Below are 15,910 nucleotides of genomic sequence, written 5' to 3' on the forward strand. Positions count from 1 at the left end.
ACAATTGGGGGGCGTTCCGGGGCATTTTTCGTGCAGACTGTGACTACCAACGGACCATAGCCGAAGCCTGAGTCAACGATCCCGATACAATAGAATGCAGATCAGATCAGGCATCTGAACGAAGGACCAGCCGACGATACAGAACGGGCCTATGACCCGTAGAACATCGTTCTAAAATGCTCTGTTCCTAGCCCTCAAGCTGTGAGAACGATGCATCGCAATCTCTACTCGTCGAACGCGAGGAGAGTTGGCGGAGTGATCAGAGTGCATCCAAATCGATGAACACTTTAATCAAGCTAAAAGCTTGACAGGCTGAAAATATCTACAAATAGTAGTGGATACAAGCGAGACTACGCCTTCCGAAGCCACCGAAGCATACCCGGCCGGCCTGCAAGGTGGCATTCATAAACTTAGCTTCATTAATGGCCAGTTAATATGAGAATAGATCAGGCCGACCACGAAATCGCTTTCCTTATCACGAAGATTGAGAGCGATCAGCTTGATCTACAGCCTAATTTTCAAAGGGGAGAGATTTGGTCAGAGCCTAAAAAGCGACGCCTTATCGATAGCGTCTTACGCAGGTGGTATATTCCACCAATTCACATAGTTGTTAACGACGATTTGGATAGAGAAGAAATTCTTGACGGACAGCAAAGATTGCGGGCCATACATGAATTCTTTCAAAATCACTTTCCTGTCGATGGAAATACGGCCCCTTCAGACAATAACATATTGCGACTAGATGGACTGTACTATAGTGAGCTGCCTACGGCGGTCAAATCACAATTTAACCGCATCCTTATTTCAACTATTAGGCTGAGAGATTATAAAGCAGGCGAGCCCGGAGAGCTTTTCTTTCGACTTAATCAACTGTCATCGCTTACCGCAGCCGAACAACGCAATGCTCTATTCGGACCAGCGCGAGACCAAATTAAGCAATCATCGGAGCTCTTGGAGGATAGACTTAGTGATAAGTCGATCGGGTTTACCAATTCGCGAATGAACTACGATGACGTTTTGAGTAGACTGGCGCTATGTATTGAGATTGGCGGCCTCAACAACAAAATTACATCGACATTGCTCGAAAATCGATATCGAAACAACGATTTATTCGACGAAAAAATTGTTGCTATTATATCTAACAGCGTCAAGCGCTTTACTCGGGCCATTAAGTCTTGTGAGTCTAGTATTAAATTCAATAAAGCGACTACATTTTCCTGGATTTATTTCATAGCGGACAATAGATGGCCTAACAATGACCCTGTTGCCGAGAAATTTGCTGAATTTATGGCCGCGTTCGAGATAGCTCGATCAGGAACGCTCAGGCTGAATCGGAGCGATATTCGGATAAAATCGCTCGTTAATAGATTTATGAAAGAGGCCTATCCGCTGACAAGATTGTTTTCAGACAAAGCAACGTCAAGGGTTAATGATGCTTCGTCTGTTATAGTTCGCGATTTATGCCTCAATGCAACTATGGCGTGGTATGGGCCACAGAACTTTCGTAAGTTGAGGCATTTTGAACGAAAATCCGACGCCCTCCGTATGTTGGAGGGAACATACAGATTATACAAGGATCGCGAAAGAGATATAAGACTAGAGCGCGAGGCTATTATTTATGGATGGGGAGATTTCTCGTGAAGAGAATATCTGCCGTCGATAGGCAACGAGCTCTGGCAAAAAGAACGTTTAAACAATGCCCTGTAATAGTCAAATTGTCGATCCACGACCATAGAGAATTTGAGGATGTTGAATTAAATCTGAATAGCGGGTTTATAGCATTGTGCGGAGGGTCCGGTGTTGGCAAATCGTCGATTTTGGAGATATTGAATTGCCTGTTGATCTCTTCCGCTGACCTGGATGCCCGGGGCTTAAACGCAGATTCGGCAGCTTTAAATCATCAGTACGTGTCGAGCACAAAGACTACATATTCAATAACGATCTAGATTTGGCAGGAGAAATTAGTAAACAGGAGGGTTTCTGGCCAGAAGTTAAGTTTATAACGCTATATGATCGAACAGATGATATCCTGGCGGCTTTCGAAATTCGAGATCGGGGCAGCATCATTGAAGGTTACGATCCAAAATCATTTACACCATTTCAGCTGGATAATTTATCCCGCACAATTGGAAAGCGTTATGAAAGTCTGATTGCATACGAAATTGAAGATGAGATGCGCCCTGATGGTGTGATCCCGTACTTCCTAGCTACCGTGTCAGGTGCCAGCTATGATGTAACTTCTATGGGGACCGGCGAATTATCTGTTGTTTATATTTCTTGGCTAATGGACTACATCAAAGATCATTCGATTCTATTAATAGAAGAGCCAGAGGCAATGCTAACTCCGACAGGTCATCTGTCTGTGTTCGATATAATAAAGGCTGGCGCCCTCACTCGGCGGGCCGCCGTTGTATTGACAACAAATTCTAGTAATATTGTCAATAATATGGATACCGCTCAACTGATAGCTCTGCGTCGGCGAGAGGCTCGAACTCGGTGTCATCTTGTCGGCGGTGATAAGACTGCTTTACTTCAATCTCTTGGTTACGCCATCAACAAGTCGCTTATATTATTTGTCGAGGACAAGCTGGCTGAACTCGTAGCCTCTGATTTGATATCCCGATTCAACGTACAAATCACCAAACATATCGAATTCGTCATACCTGGCGTTGGGTTCGGAGACATAAAGAAAGCTATTACAAATTTCCCGACGCTCGGATCATTTTCTATCATCGGACTCCTAGATGGGGATATGAAAGCCGAAGCATTGAGTTGGGCGAAGAAAGATATCTGTTGTTTTCTACCCTTCGAAAGAAGCATGGAAAGAGAATTTCTAGATTTGATAGCGAGTGATGTTTCGGGATTTGCCTCGCTGCCAGGACGGTCTTCTGATGCTGTCGAATTAGCATTGTCGCAATCGCATGGGCAAGAAGTACATGACGAATTTCATGATTTCCGTATTTATCTATCTCTTACTGTTGAGCAACTAAGTAAGCACTGTACTCAACATTGGCTACAGCAGTCAGCTAGCAAAGTTAAATACGATGAATTTACAACCACCCTTGAAGCCATGATACGTCTGATGAGACCAACTTTGACAATTTAATTCATCGTTCAAAATGATGGGCAGCCGGCATATATTCTTAAAGGTGTAGTTGTATGCAGCATAACCAGCGAATAGCTCGATGCTGATTCAATGAGTCCCCACCTCCACCGGCTCCGCCTCCTCCAGCGCCGGCACATACGCGCACCATTCACAGATCCCCCGCTCGGCCCCCCGCTTGGCGTTCCGCTGCGAGCAGAGCGGACACACCAAAAGAATCAGCCGCGCGCCGGAGCGCAGGGCCAGCCCGCGGCCGCGGAACGTGACCTCGGTGGCGCCGTCCCCCGCGGGACGCTCCCGGATCCAGGCGCTCACGACGCGCCGCCCCCGGCCGACCTGTCACCCGGCCCCGCGCGCCAATAAAAATCCGATCCCATCCGCATGGCGAAGCCGCCCCCCAGCGGTGCTGCCCAGTCGATCACACCGGGATAAGCGGTCAGCCGGCGAATGGCTCCGCTTCCGGCCGTGCATCGGACCGGGATGCGCACGCGGACGAACGCCCGTATGACTCGCCACCACACGGAGCGGGAGCGAGGCGGGATCCGATGCAGGACGAGCGAGCCGGGGCGGACGGCCTGCCCACCTACGCCGACGTGGCGCGCGCCGCCGAGCGCATCGCCGGAACGGCGCACCGCACGCCGGTGCTGACCTCCCGCACCGCGGACGCGATGACCGGCGCGAAGCTGTTCTTCAAGGCCGAGAATCTGCAGCGGGCCGGGGCCTTCAAGTTCCGCGGGGCCTACAACGCGATCAGCGCCCTGCCGGAGGCGGTCCGCGCCCGCGGCGTGCTGTCCTTCTCCTCGGGCAACCACGCCCAGGCCATCGCCCTGGCGAGCCGGCTCCTCGGCATCCCCGCCACGATCATCATGCCGGCGGACGCCCCCGCGGCGAAGGTCGCGGCCACCCGCGGCTACGGCGCCGAGGTCGTCCTCTACGACCGCTACAGCCAGGACCGGGAGGCGCTCGGCCGGGAGATCGCGGGGCCGCGGGGCCTGACCGTCATCCCGCCCTTCAACCATCCGGACGTCATCGCCGGGCAGGGGACCCTGGCGCAGGAGCTGATCGAGACGGTGGGGCCGCTCGACGTGCTGGTGGCCTGCCTCGGCGGCGGCGGCCAGCTCGCGGGCTGCGCGCTGGCCGCGGCGGAACTGTCGCCGGGCTGCCGGGTGATCGGCGTCGAGCCCGAAGCCGGCAATGACGGGCAGCGCTCGTTCCACGCGGGCCGAGTGGTGACGATCCCGGTGCCCCGGACCATCGCCGACGGGGCGCAGTCGACGGCGCTGGGCGACCTGACCTTCGCGATCATCCGCGCCCGGGTCGCCGAGATCGTGACCGTCTCCGACGCGCAGCTCGTGGAGACGATGCGGTTCTTCGCCGGCCGCATGAAGCTCGTGGCCGAGCCGACCGGCTGCCTCGCGGCCGCGGCGGTGCTGCAGGGGCTCGTGGATGTCTGGGACAAGCGCGTCGGCGTGGTGATCAGCGGCGGCAACGTCGACCTCGCCACCTTCGCCCGTCTGACCGGCGAAGCGGCCTGACCGCGCCGAATGCCCGGCAGGTGTGACCCGGCGGCGGTGGACCGACCGCAGACGGATGCTTATCTTGTCTCTGTCAGAATGCGCGCTCCCGGGCTTTGAACCCGGATGGGCGGGAGGGTGACGATGTCCGTTGGTTTCAAGGTTCTCTCGCTGACCGATCGCGCCGCCGATCGGATCAAGGCGATCATGGCGGAGGCCGACCGGCCGATCGCCGGACTCCGGGTCGGGGTCCGCAACGGCGGCTGCGCCGGGATGTCCTACACGATGGAGTATGCCGAGGCGGTCAAGCCCGGCGAGGACGTGGTCGAGGATCGCGGCGTCCGGGTGTTCGTCGATCCGAAGGCGGTGCTGTTCCTGCTCGGCACCGAGATGGATTTCACCACCAGCAAGCTCGCGTCCCAGTTCGTGTTCAACAACCCGAACCAGACCTCGGCCTGCGGCTGCGGCGAGTCCGTGGCGATCACCCCGGTCTCGGCCGACCGGCTGCCCGCCCCGGTCTGAGCGGGCCGGAGCGGCCGCGCGTCAGGCGACCTGCGACAGCGCCTCGGCGGTGTCGTCCACGGCGCGGTTGCGGCCGCCGCGCTTGGCCACGAACATGCACAGGTCGGCCCGCTCCAGCAGCGCGGCCGGCGTGTCGCCCTGGCGCAGAACCGCGACGCCCAGCGAGACCGTGATCTTGCCCAGCGACTCGCCGGTGGAGCGCTTGACCAGCTCGCGCCCCATCACGCTGGCCCGGACCGTCTCGGCCACCTGCCGGGCCAGGACGCGGTCCGCCTCGGGCAGGATGATCCCGAACTCCTCGCCGCCGAACCGGGCGAGCTGCGCCTGCCGGCCGGCATTCTCGCGCATCACGATCGCCACGAGCCGCAGCACCTGATCGCCCGTCAGGTGGCCGTACAGGTCGTTGAAGCGCTTGAAGAAGTCGATGTCGAGGATGATCAGGCTCATCGTGCCGGCGCGCAGCCGGGCGGCCTCGATGGCCGCCTTCAGGCTCTCCTCGAAATGCTTGCGATTCGAGAGGCCGGTCAGCGTGTCGGTGAGGCTCTCGAGCCGGGTCGCCTCGAGCTTCTCGCGGAGGGTCTCGATCTCGCTGCGGGTCTCGCGCAGACGCGCTTCGAGGACCCGGTTGTTGACCGCGACCTCGCGGGTGGTGGAGACCAGCGTCGCGACGATCTCGCCGAGCCCCGCGCCATTGGGCAGGCCGTCGGCGAGATCCTGGGCGAGTCCGCGCAGGGATTCGCCGTACTGCGTCGTGGAGCCGAGCGACAGGTCGAGGATCTCGGTGACCGCCGCGATCTCGCCCAGGACCACGCGGCTGATGTCGCCGGTGGCGTTCTCCAGGCCGTGCCGGTTCAGGTAGGTCTCGTGGAGGTCGTCGATGTCGGCCTCGGTGAGCGCCCCCTTCTCGGTGGTGAGGCGCTTCACCGCGTCGCCGAGCAGCGGCAGTTCCGCCGACACATAGGCGTACCAGACGGCATAGGCACGCGGGGTCGCCGAGGGGCCGTAATCGCGAATCAGGTCGTGGGTCCGCTTCGCCAGCGCGAAGCTGCGATCCCGATCCGAATGGCTCTCATGGCTCATGCCCGTCCCGCCGCCCTCGGCCTACCGACGCTTCGTCGCATAGTGGCCCGAAGACCAGACTACGGCAGCCTGGTAGACAGAGAGTTAAAGCCGTATTCGCGGGCCTTATTTATCTTTCTTCGCCGAGACTGGACGAAGCAGGAAGGCCGGAACATGGGCGCCGAGGCCGATGGGCGTCTCGCCGTCCGCCTCGTTCCGGCGCCCGCGCTCGTCGCGCACCCGCTCCGCGCGGCCGGATTCGCGCCGCGGCTCCGGCAGGGGACGGGTTTCGGCCCGCGGCGCGGACACGGCGCCACGGGTCTCGGCCCGGGGTGCGGCCGCGCCGCCACGGGTCTCGGCACGCTGCGGCGACGCACCACCGCGGGCGCCGCGCGCCTTCGGGCGGTCTGCGGCGGGGACGGAGGTGCCTCCGCCGGCCTTGGCCGAGCGCGCCCCGCGGCGGGTATCGCCCGAGCGACCGCGATGGCGGGTGCCGGTATCGGCGGAGGGATCGGCCACCGACGACAGGTCGCCGTCGAACCACGGGATCGGCTGGCCGATCAGCACCTCGATGGCGCCGAGGGAGCGGGAATCCTCCGGCGAGGCCAGCGTGTAGGCCGTGCCGGACCGGCCGGCGCGGCCCGTCCGGCCGATCCGGTGGACGTAGTCTTCGGGGTGATGCGGCACGTCGAAGTTGAAGACGTGACTGACCGCCGGGATGTCGAGCCCGCGGGCCGCCACGTCGCTGGCGACCAGCAGGGCGGTCTCGCCGTTCCGGAACGCGTCGAGGGCGGTGGTCCGCGCCCGCTGGTCCATGTCGCCGTGCAGGGCCGCCGCGTCGAAGCCGTGGCTGACCAGCGACTTCTGGAGCAGCGCGACATCGCGCTTGCGGTTGCAGAAGATGATCCCGTTCTTGAGCTCGGCCTCGCCGCGGATCAGGTCGCGCAGGCGCTCGCGCTTGGCATGGCCCTCGGAGCCGGTGGCGACCAAACGCTGCGTGATCGTGGTGGCGGTGGAGGCGGGCCGGGCCACCTCGACCCGCTGGGGATTGTGCAGGAACATGTCCGCCAGCCGCTCGATCTCCGGCGGCATGGTCGCGGAGAAGAACAGGGTCTGCCGGGTGAACGGCACCATCTTCACGATCCGCTCGATATCCGGGATGAACCCCATGTCGAGCATGCGGTCCGCCTCGTCGATGACCAGAAGCTCCACACCGGTCAGCAGCAGCTTGCCGCGCTCGAAATGGTCGAGCAGGCGGCCCGGCGTGGCGATCAGCACGTCGGTGCCGCGCATCAGCTTGGCATCCTGATCGGCGAACGAGACCCCGCCGATGATCAGCGCCACGTTGAGCTTGTGGTTGGTGCCGTAGCGGTCGAAGTTCTCGACCACCTGGGCGGCCAGTTCGCGGGTCGGTTCCAGGATCAGCGTGCGGGGCATCCGGGCGCGGGCGCGACCGTTCTCCAGCAGGGTCAGCATCGGCAGCGTGAAGGCCGCAGTCTTGCCGGTCCCGGTCTGGGCGATACCCAGGACATCGCGGCGGGCGAGAACGTGCGGGATGGCCTCGGCCTGGATCGGCGTCGGCTCGGTGTAGCCCGCCGTCGCGACGGCGTTCAGGACTTTCTCGCTCAGTCCCAGGTCGGAAAAAGGCATCTGCGTTCAGGAACCGTTGCGCGCCCGGCCGGCGCGATGGACACCGTCGCGGCAACGGCTGGGAAGGATCGCGCGGGGCGCTGGTACGCTCCCGGGGCCGCGGGGCGCATGCTGACCGTCAGTTAGGGGCTTGGCGCGGCTTGTCAATCTCGCAATGCGCGGCGACGCGCCGCGACGCACAGGCGATCCGGGCCCGATCAGGGCCTGAGCCGGTCGGAGACGGGCCGGCGGCGGGGATCGGGCCGCGTGGCCCGTGCGGCCCCCACACCATCCGGGATGGCGCCGGTCGTCTCCGGGTCGGGCGGGACCGGAGCCGCCGTGGCGAAGATCCGGCTGGGAGGATCGCTCAGCTTGTTCCACCGGGCTAGCTGAGAGGCGCCGGCGACCGCCAGGAGACCGGCGACAGCCGATACGCGCAGCGACCAGCCGAGGAGCGTTCCCCGGCGAACCGGATTCCTCCGGTCCAGGTCGACGGCCGCACCGGCGGGCCGCCGCCTGCCGAAGGCTTTCGAAGCCCGGTCAAGGCGGATGTGCATGGGCGACTCGCTCCGCCGAACGCGCGCCAGGCCTTCGGCCGCGCATCGTTGGGCACCATGGTTAACCACAGCTTTACGCCGGGCGGCGGTGAACGATCAGACGGGGCGAACCTCATCCGCGCGGCGCGGTACGAGATCGCCGTCACTTGACCAATATCGAGCGTGAATCCTCTGATTTTATCGCCATAAACAATCTCCATGAAGACTATTCAGACCAATTTATAATAAATATAAGCTCCCGATTGGCGGTAACTCGATGATAGCGCACCGGATGTCGGCCACTAGTCTTCATGTTTTGTTGACGCTCTGCGGCTAGTCTGAGAACACTTGTTGCAGGAAAGCGACAGATCTTGGGACCGGGAACGCCTAGAAGGCTGTCGGCTCCAGCTAACCCAGGACCTTTGGAATCATGAAGAAGCTTCTCCTTGCGTCGACTGTGCTGGTCGGCGTCACCGCCGCGGCCTCGGCGGCCGATCTGCCGCGCCGCGCAGCGCCGCCGCCGGCTTTCACGCCGGTGCCGGTCTTCACCTGGACGGGGTTCTACTTCGGTGTGAACGCCGGCTACGGCTTCGATGCCAACAGCCGCAAGACCACCAACTACTTCCTGCCCTACGGTTCGGTGGTGAACTCGGCCGGCACCAACGCGGTGGTCAGCGTCAACAACCGCAACAACAACGACGGCTTCACCGGCGGCGGGCAGATCGGCTACAACTATCAGTTCACGCCGGGCTCGGGCATCGTGGTCGGCTTCGAGGCTGACGCGCAGTACGTCGACTTCGCCCGCCGCGCCGACGGCACGCTGAACTACACCGGCTTCGGCGATCCGGGCGTCGCCTTCTCGCGGCCGCGCGCCTATGTCGCCACCAGCGGCAACGGGCTCGACTACTTCGGCACCGCCCGCGGCCGTCTCGGCTACGCCTTCGACCGCACCCTGATCTACGGCACCGGCGGCTTCGCCTATGCCTCGGGCCAGGACGATCAGAACTTCGCGGGCAACCGGTTCCGCGACAGCTTCCGCACCGGCTACGCGGTCGGCGGCGGCGTCGAGTACGCCCTGCCCACCGATTCGTTCCTGAACTTCTTCAAGTCCTCGGCCGTGACGCTGAAGGTCGAAGGTCTGTACGTCAGCCTCGATCGTCAGAAGAACGCCGCCTCGGGCATCTTCTACAATTATCTGCTGCCCCCGAACGGCACCGCTTACCTCAACGGCGCCGCGGCCAAGACCGAGTTCGCGGTCGTCCGCGCCGGTGTGAACTACAAGTTCGGCTCGTACTGAGATCGAACGTCGGAGCCGGGCATCCCGGCTCCCTGGACGGGGTCCGGCCGAAAGGCCGGGCCCCTTTCGCGTTCCGGGCCCGATGCCGCTCGGGCGGGTGCGACATGCCGGGCCGGAACCGGGCCGGCATCGGGCGATTGAGCCCCCGGCGCCCCAGCCGGATAGGGCGCGCGGAACGATCGTCGATGCGAAGCCGAATCCTTGTCCTGTCGCTGACAGCCCTCTGCCTTGCGGTGCCGCAGGCCCGCGCTCAGGACGCCTCCGTGATCGGCCGGGGTACGGTGCTACCCGGGACGGGGCCGGGCACTGCGACCGACGGTGCCGGAGCCGGACGCCTGATGGAGGCCGCCAGCGCCGAGGATGCCGCCAAGCGTCAGGGACTCAAGCCAGTCGCCTTCCTGGCCTCCAAGATGATCGGCGTCGAGGTGCGCAACGCCGCCGGCGACAGCGTCGGCAAGATTGACGACCTCCTGATTGCCGACGGCGGTACGCTCAAGGCGGTGGTGATGGATGTCGGCGGCTTCCTCGGGCTGGGGAGCAAGCGCATCGCGGTGGAGCCCAGCGCCCTGGTGCTGCGGCCCGGCGGCAGCCGCTTCTCGGCGGTTCTCAACATGAGCAAGGACACCATCTCGGCGGCCCAGCCCTTCGATCCGGCAAAGGCGATCGCCGCGCATTAGCGCTCTGCCCGGGCTCTGCTCGCCCGCGAGACGCAGCTTCGGGATGTTCGCGATCTCGCGTCGGACCACCGCGACGCGCCGCCTCCGCGTCATCGGCGTGCGGCGCAGCCCGGCATGCTGAAACGCCGCGGCCGCGCGAGACCATTCCTCAGATGTCGAGATCGGCCCCCTCGGCGAAGGCGGCGCGCTCGCTGATGAAGGCGAAGCGGGCTTCGGGCTTGTTGCCCATCAGGCGCTCGACCGTGTCGCCCGTCGATTCCCGAGCCTCGTCGAGGATCGCGACGCGCAGGAGCGTGCGCTTCTTCGGGTCCATGGTGGTCTCCTTGAGCTGGGCCGGCATCATCTCGCCCAGGCCCTTGAAGCGCCCGATCTCGACCTTGCCGCCCTTGAACACCGTCTTGGTGATCCGCTCCCGGTCGGCATCGTCCCTTGCATAGGCCACCTTCGAGCCCTGCTGGAGCCGGTAGAGCGGCGGAATCGCCAGGTACAGGTGGCCGCGGTCGATGAGCTTGGGCATCTGCCGGTAGAAGAAGGTGATCAGCAGCGAGGCGATGTGGGCGCCGTCGACGTCGGCGTCCGTCATGATGATCACCTTGTCGTAGCGCAGATCGGTCTCGCGGAAGGCCGATCCGGTCCCGCAGCCGAGCGCCAGGGTCAGGTCCGAGATCAGCTGGTTGGCGCCGAGCTTGTCCCGGGAGGCCGAGGCGACGTTCAGGATCTTGCCGCGCAGCGGCAGGATCGCCTGGGTGGCCCGGTCGCGGGCCTGCTTGGCCGAGCCGCCGGCGGAATCGCCCTCGACGATGAAGATCTCGGAACCCGCGGTGCCGGCGGCCGAGCAATCCGCCAGCTTGCCGGGCAGCCGCAGCTTGCGGGTCGCGCTCTTGCGGGCGACCTCCTTCTCCTGGCGGCGGCGCAGACGCTCCTCGGCCCGGTCGATCACCCAGTCGAGGAGCTTGTTGGCCTGGGCCGGGGAGGCGGCCAGCCAATGGTCGAAGGCGTCGCGCACCGCCGTCTCGACGATGCGCTGCGCCTCGACGGTGGCGAGCTTGTCCTTGGTCTGGCCCTGGAACTCGGGCTCGCGGATGAACACCGACAGCATCGACGCGCAGGTCGCCATCACGTCGTCGGTGGTGACCGCCATCATGCGCTTGGCCTGGTTCACGCGCTCGGCGTGCTCGCGTAAGGCCCGCAGCAGAGCGACCCGCAGGCCGGCCTCGTGGGTGCCACCCTCGGGCGTCGGGATGGTGTTGCAGTAGGAATGCGAGAACCCGTCCTCGGCGACCATCCAGGCCACCGCCCATTCCAGGGAGCCGTGCGAGCCCGGTTTGGTGATCTTGCCGGAGAACATCGCGTCGGTGACGAGGTCCTTGCCGTCGATGTCTCGGGCCAGGTAGTCGCGCAACCCGTCGGGGAAGCGGTGCACGGCCTCGGCCGGCACGCCCTCCAGCCCTTCGAGCAGGGCGGGGGCGCAGCGCCAGCGGATCTCGACGCCGCCGAACAGGTAGGCCTTGGAGCGCGCCATCTTGAACAGGCGGCGCGGATCGAACTTCAGCGAGCCGAAGATCTGGGCGTCGGGATGGAAGCGGACCCGCGTGCCGCGGCGGTTCTGCACCCGGCCGACCAGCTCCAGCGCGCCCTGCGCGTGGCCGCGCGAGAAGGTCTGGCGGTAGAGGGTCTGATTGCGGGCGACCTCGACCTCCAGGAGATCCGACAGGGCGTTGACCACCGAAATGCCGACGCCGTGCAGACCGCCGGAGGTCTCGTAGACCTTCGAGTCGAATTTACCCCCGGCATGCAGCGTCGTCATGATGACTTCGAGCGCGGACTTGCCTGGAAATTTCGGGTGCGGGTCCACCGGGATGCCGCGGCCGTTGTCGGTGACCACCAGGATCCCGGATTCCTCCAGCTCCACCTCGATGAAACTGGCATGGCCAGCCACCGCCTCATCCATGGAATTGTCGATCACCTCGGCGAAGAGGTGGTGCAGCGCCCGCTCGTCGGTGCCACCGATATACATGCCGGGCCGGCGCCGGACCGGCTCCAGCCCCTCCAGCACCTCGATGTCGGAGGCCGTGTAGCCGGCCTCGGGCTCGGCCGCCGCGATGGCCGGCACCGAGGCCGAGGCGGCCAGGCGCCGTCGCGGCTCGGGCAACCGGGCGGCGGGGGTGGCCGCCTTCCCACCCGGCCCCAACAGGTCGCGCGCCGGGTCGCTCACGCGCGGCCTCCGCGGGCGCGGCCCATCGGCCGGCTCGATCTCACGCGGACTGTTATGCGGTCGTGGAGCATGCGCCTTCATCCCCGCACGATAGCGGAACAAAACAGAAACATCAAAGCCGGCCGCCCCGGGGGCGACGCGGCGTCACCATCGCATGCTGCGGCGCCGCGAGCGAGGGGCACAGCGGCAACGGCGCTTCCGAACGCGCCGCCGGCCGTCATCGCGACGTTGCACAATGATGGGTTAAGGTTTTCCCGTGACGCGCACGATCAATCTCAGCAGATCGCCACCGGAACGGTTCGAAATGGTCGACGTTATTGGCGGAGACAGAACTTGACCGTGGTCAGGGAGCCGCAGTCGATGACCAATGCCGCGATCGAGTCCCGCCGCCTCACCCTGATCCGTTTCGAGCACGCGGCCGGCGCCGCCTTCGGGTGCGAGGACGAGGCGGCCGGGGTACAGCCCGCCCGGGCCTTCGTGACCGCCACGACCCTGGCGCTGGCCACTCTGGCGACCGCGGTGGTGGCCACCCTCAGCTACCTCGTCTGATCCGAGCCGGACCCGCCGGCTCAGGCGGTCCCCGATTTCTTCGCGGGCGCCTTCTTGGCCGCCGGACGCTTCGCGGCTGCACTCTTCGCCGTCCCCGCGGCCGAAGCCGGTTTCTTGGCGGCGGTTTTCTTCGCCGCCGGCTTGTCGCCGCCCGTCGCCCGGGCGGACGTCTTCCGCGCCGATCCGCGCTTGGCCGGCTTGCCACCCCCCGCGGCACGCTTGGCATTCACCAGGGCGATCGCCTCGTCCAAGGTCAGAGCCTCGGCCGCCATCGTCTTCGGAAGCGTGGCGTTCACCTCGCCGTCCGTGACGTAGGGGCCGTACTTGCCGGCCTTGACCACGAGGTCGCGCCCGCTGGCCGCGTCCTGGCCGAGGGGACGACCCGGATCGGCAGCCGGGCGGCCACGGCCGCCGCCCTGCTCCTTGGCGACGATCAGGTCGATGGCGCGGTTACCGCCGATCTCCAGCACGTCGTCGTCCTTGCCGAGATTGGCGTAGGTCTTCCCGTGCTGCACGTAGGGCCCGAACCGGCCGAGATTGGCCAGGATCGGCTCACCGGTCTCGGGGTGGCGCGCCACCTCCCGGGGGAGGGCGAGCAGGGCCAGGGCCTTGTCGAGGCCGACCTCGGACGGCGAAAGCCCCTTGGGCAGCGACGAGCGCTTCGGCTTGGCAGCGTCCTTCTCGGTGGAAGCCTCGCCCAGCTGCACGAACGGGCCGAACCGCCCGTCGCGGAGCGTCACCGGCAGGCCGGTCGCGGGATCGCTGCCCAGCACCCGGACGCCCGGCTGGCCACCCTCGGCGGACGAACCGTCGCCGTCGCCATCGACACCCGAGGCCGAGAGCTGGCGGGTGTACTTGCACTCCGGATAGTTCGAGCAGCCGATGAAGGCGCCGAACTTGCCGAGCTTCAGCGAGAGCTGGCCGGCGCCGCAGGTCGGGCAGGTGCGCGGGTTCGAGCCGTCGCCCTTGTCGGGGAAGATGTGCGGGCCGAGGAGACCGTTCAGCGCCTCCAGCACGTCGGTGACGCGCAGCTCCTTGGTCTCGCCGATCGCCGCGGAGAAATCGCGCCAGAAATCGCGCAGCACCGCCCGCCAGTCGATCTCGGCGTTGGAGACCCGGTCGAGCTGCGCCTCCAGATCGGCGGTGAAGTCGTACTCGACGTAGCGCCGGAAGAAGCTCTCCAGGAAGCCCGTGACGAGCCGCCCCTTGTCCTCCGGCTGCAGCCGTTTCTTCTCGATCTTGACGTACTCGCGGTCGCGCAGGGTCTGCAGCACTGCCGCGTAGGTCGAGGGCCGGCCGATGCCGAGTTCCTCCATGCGCTTCACGAGGCTCGCCTCGGAGTAGCGCGGCGGCGGCTCGGTGAAATGCTGGGTCGAGGCGATGCGCTCGCGGGTCAGCGGGTCGCCGGCCTTCATGGGCGGCAGGCGGCGGCTCTCCTCGTCCTCCTCGTCGTCCTTGCCCTCCTGATAGAGGGCCAGGAAGCCGTCGAACTTCACCACCTGGCCGGTGGCGCGCAGGTCGATCTGACGGGGGCCGACCTTCGCCGTGACGTCCACGGTGGTGCGCTCCAGCTCGGCCGATTCCATCTGGCTCGCCATGGTGCGGGTCCAGATCAGCTCGTAGAGCTTGGCCTGCTCGGACTCGAGGTGGCGCGCGACCATCTTGGGCAGGCGGCCCATATCGGTCGGCCGCACGGCCTCGTGGGCCTCCTGGGCGTTCTTGGCCTTGACGCTGTACTTGCGCGGCACGTCCGGCACGTAGCGGTCGCCGAACTCCTTGGCGACGACCCGGCGGGTGTCCTGGATCGCCTCCGGCGCCATGTCGACGCCGTCGGTCCGCATGTAGGTGATGATGCCGACCGTCTCGCCGCCGACATCCACCCCCTCGTAGAGGCGCTGGGCGACCCGCATGGTCTGGGCCGGGGCCATCCCGAGTTTCCGCGATGCTTCCTGCTGGAGCGTGGAGGTGGTGAAGGGCGGCTGGGGGTGGCGCTTGGCGGGCTTGGCTTCGACGCTGGCCACCTGGAAGGTCGCGAGTTCGAGGTCGCGCTTGAACGCCGCGGCCTCCTCGCCCGTCCCGACATCGAGACGCTGGATGCGCTTGCCGTCCGCCCCCACGAGGCGGGCCTCGAAGGTCCCGCCCGCCGCGGTCGTCAGGGTGGCGATGAGCGTCCAGTACTCGCGCGGCTTGAACCGCTCAATCTCCATCTCGCGCTCGACCACGAGGCGGAGCGCCACGGACTGCACGCGCCCCGCCGAGCGGGCGCCGGGGAGCTTGCGCCACAGGACCGGCGAGAGGTTGAAGCCGACGAGATAGTCGAGCGCCCGGCGCGCCAGGTAGGCGTCGACCAGCGCCTGGTCGATCTCCCGGGGCTTGCGCATCGCCGCCTCGACCGACGACTTGGTGATGGCGTTGAAGGTGACGCGCTCCACCGGGATGCCCTTGAGCGCCTTGCGGGCGTTCAATGCCTCCAGGACGTGCCAGGAGATCGCCTCGCCCTCGCGGTCCGGGTCGGTCGCCAGGATCAGCTTGTCGGCGCCCTTGACCGCCTTGACGATCTCGCTGACGCGGCTGGCGCCCCGGTCGGCCAGCTCCCAGACCATGTGGAAATCCTGCTCGGGATCGACCGAGCCGTCCTTGGCCGGCAGGTCGCGGATATGCCCGAAGGAGGCGATGACTTCATAGTCGCGGCCGAGATACTTATTGATCGTCTTGGCTTTGGCCGGCGACTCGACGACGACGACTTTCATTCAGACCTCTGCCCCTCGACGGAGCCTGGCGCGACGGACGAATTCTGTTCGAAATTCGC

At 64.7% G+C, this 15,910-nt stretch carries 13 protein-coding genes; 8 read left to right on the top strand and 5 right to left on the bottom strand.

Features of this window, described 5'->3' with window-relative positions; all coding sequences use genetic code 11:
- Nucleotides 1-435: 435 nt before the first annotated feature.
- From MKK69_RS11950 to MKK69_RS11955, 3 genes are read left to right on the top strand one after another with little or no spacing between them, the layout of a single operon-like run.
- Nucleotides 436-1,641, top strand: a complete 1,206-nt coding sequence (locus MKK69_RS11950; protein ID WP_243968075.1) for a DUF262 domain-containing protein — start codon at nt 436-438, stop codon at nt 1,639-1,641.
- The gene (locus MKK69_RS31325) at nt 1,623-1,946 is read left to right on the top strand and encodes an AAA family ATPase (protein WP_409564800.1); all 324 of its coding nucleotides are present in this window, start codon (nt 1,623-1,625) and stop codon (nt 1,944-1,946) included. The genes MKK69_RS11950 and MKK69_RS31325 overlap by 19 nt, the downstream gene beginning before the upstream one ends.
- A 2-nt stretch (nt 1,947-1,948) precedes the next feature.
- Nucleotides 1,949-3,106: a hypothetical protein gene (locus MKK69_RS11955; RefSeq protein ID WP_243968076.1), complete on the top strand. Its 1,158-nt coding sequence runs from the start codon at nt 1,949-1,951 to the stop codon at nt 3,104-3,106.
- Nucleotides 3,107-3,193: 87 nt separating this feature from the next.
- On the opposite strand, the gene MKK69_RS11960 is transcribed toward MKK69_RS11955, so the two are convergent.
- Nucleotides 3,194-3,418 (bottom strand): hypothetical protein, encoded by a 225-nt coding sequence (locus MKK69_RS11960; protein WP_243968077.1) that lies wholly within the window; start codon nt 3,416-3,418, stop codon nt 3,194-3,196.
- A gap of 230 nt (nt 3,419-3,648) precedes the next feature.
- On the opposite strand from MKK69_RS11960, the gene MKK69_RS11965 reads away from it, so the two are divergent.
- Together MKK69_RS11965 and MKK69_RS11970 are read left to right on the top strand one after the other, a co-directional pair.
- A complete protein-coding gene (locus MKK69_RS11965) occupies nt 3,649-4,638 on the top strand; it encodes a threo-3-hydroxy-L-aspartate ammonia-lyase (protein WP_243968078.1) in 990 nt (329 codons plus the stop codon).
- Nucleotides 4,639-4,761: 123 nt separating this feature from the next.
- Complete coding sequence (locus tag MKK69_RS11970) at nt 4,762-5,139, top strand: HesB/IscA family protein (protein ID WP_243968079.1); 378 nt, start codon at nt 4,762-4,764, stop codon at nt 5,137-5,139.
- 21 nt (nt 5,140-5,160) lie between these two features.
- On the opposite strand, the gene MKK69_RS11975 is transcribed toward MKK69_RS11970, so the two are convergent.
- Together MKK69_RS11975 and MKK69_RS11980 are read right to left on the bottom strand one after the other, a co-directional pair.
- A complete protein-coding gene (locus MKK69_RS11975; protein WP_243968081.1) occupies nt 5,161-6,219 on the bottom strand; it encodes a sensor domain-containing diguanylate cyclase in 1,059 nt (352 codons plus the stop codon).
- 105 nt (nt 6,220-6,324) lie between these two features.
- Nucleotides 6,325-7,848: a DEAD/DEAH box helicase gene (locus tag MKK69_RS11980; protein ID WP_243968083.1), complete on the bottom strand. Its 1,524-nt coding sequence runs from the start codon at nt 7,846-7,848 to the stop codon at nt 6,325-6,327.
- A 945-nt stretch (nt 7,849-8,793) separates the two neighbouring features.
- Between MKK69_RS11980 and MKK69_RS11985 the strand changes: the two genes are divergently transcribed.
- Together MKK69_RS11985 and MKK69_RS11990 are read left to right on the top strand one after the other, a co-directional pair.
- On the top strand, nt 8,794-9,660 hold the full coding sequence (locus MKK69_RS11985) for an outer membrane protein (RefSeq protein ID WP_243968084.1): 867 nt from the start codon (nt 8,794-8,796) through the stop codon (nt 9,658-9,660).
- A gap of 185 nt (nt 9,661-9,845) precedes the next feature.
- Nucleotides 9,846-10,337 carry a PRC-barrel domain-containing protein gene (locus MKK69_RS11990; RefSeq protein ID WP_243968085.1) on the top strand — a complete coding sequence of 164 codons (492 nt, stop codon included), beginning with the start codon at nt 9,846-9,848 and terminating at the stop codon, nt 10,335-10,337.
- A 148-nt stretch (nt 10,338-10,485) separates the two neighbouring features.
- Here MKK69_RS11990 and parE read toward each other — a convergent pair whose 3' ends face one another.
- Nucleotides 10,486-12,552 carry a DNA topoisomerase IV subunit B gene (parE, locus tag MKK69_RS11995; RefSeq protein ID WP_243968086.1) on the bottom strand — a complete coding sequence of 689 codons (2,067 nt, stop codon included), beginning with the start codon at nt 12,550-12,552 and terminating at the stop codon, nt 10,486-10,488.
- Between the two features lie 339 nt (nt 12,553-12,891).
- Between parE and MKK69_RS12000 the strand changes: the two genes are divergently transcribed.
- On the top strand, nt 12,892-13,101 hold the full coding sequence (locus MKK69_RS12000) for a hypothetical protein (RefSeq protein ID WP_243968125.1): 210 nt from the start codon (nt 12,892-12,894) through the stop codon (nt 13,099-13,101).
- 20 nt (nt 13,102-13,121) lie between these two features.
- Here the strand turns inward: MKK69_RS12000 and topA are convergent, their stop codons facing one another.
- Nucleotides 13,122-15,851, bottom strand: coding sequence for a type I DNA topoisomerase (topA, locus tag MKK69_RS12005; RefSeq protein ID WP_243968087.1), 2,730 nt, complete (start codon nt 15,849-15,851; stop codon nt 13,122-13,124).
- Nucleotides 15,852-15,910 lie beyond the last annotated feature (59 nt).

The organism is Methylobacterium sp. J-026 (genome assembly GCF_022829585.1).
Lineage (GTDB): Bacteria > Pseudomonadota > Alphaproteobacteria > Rhizobiales > Beijerinckiaceae > Methylobacterium.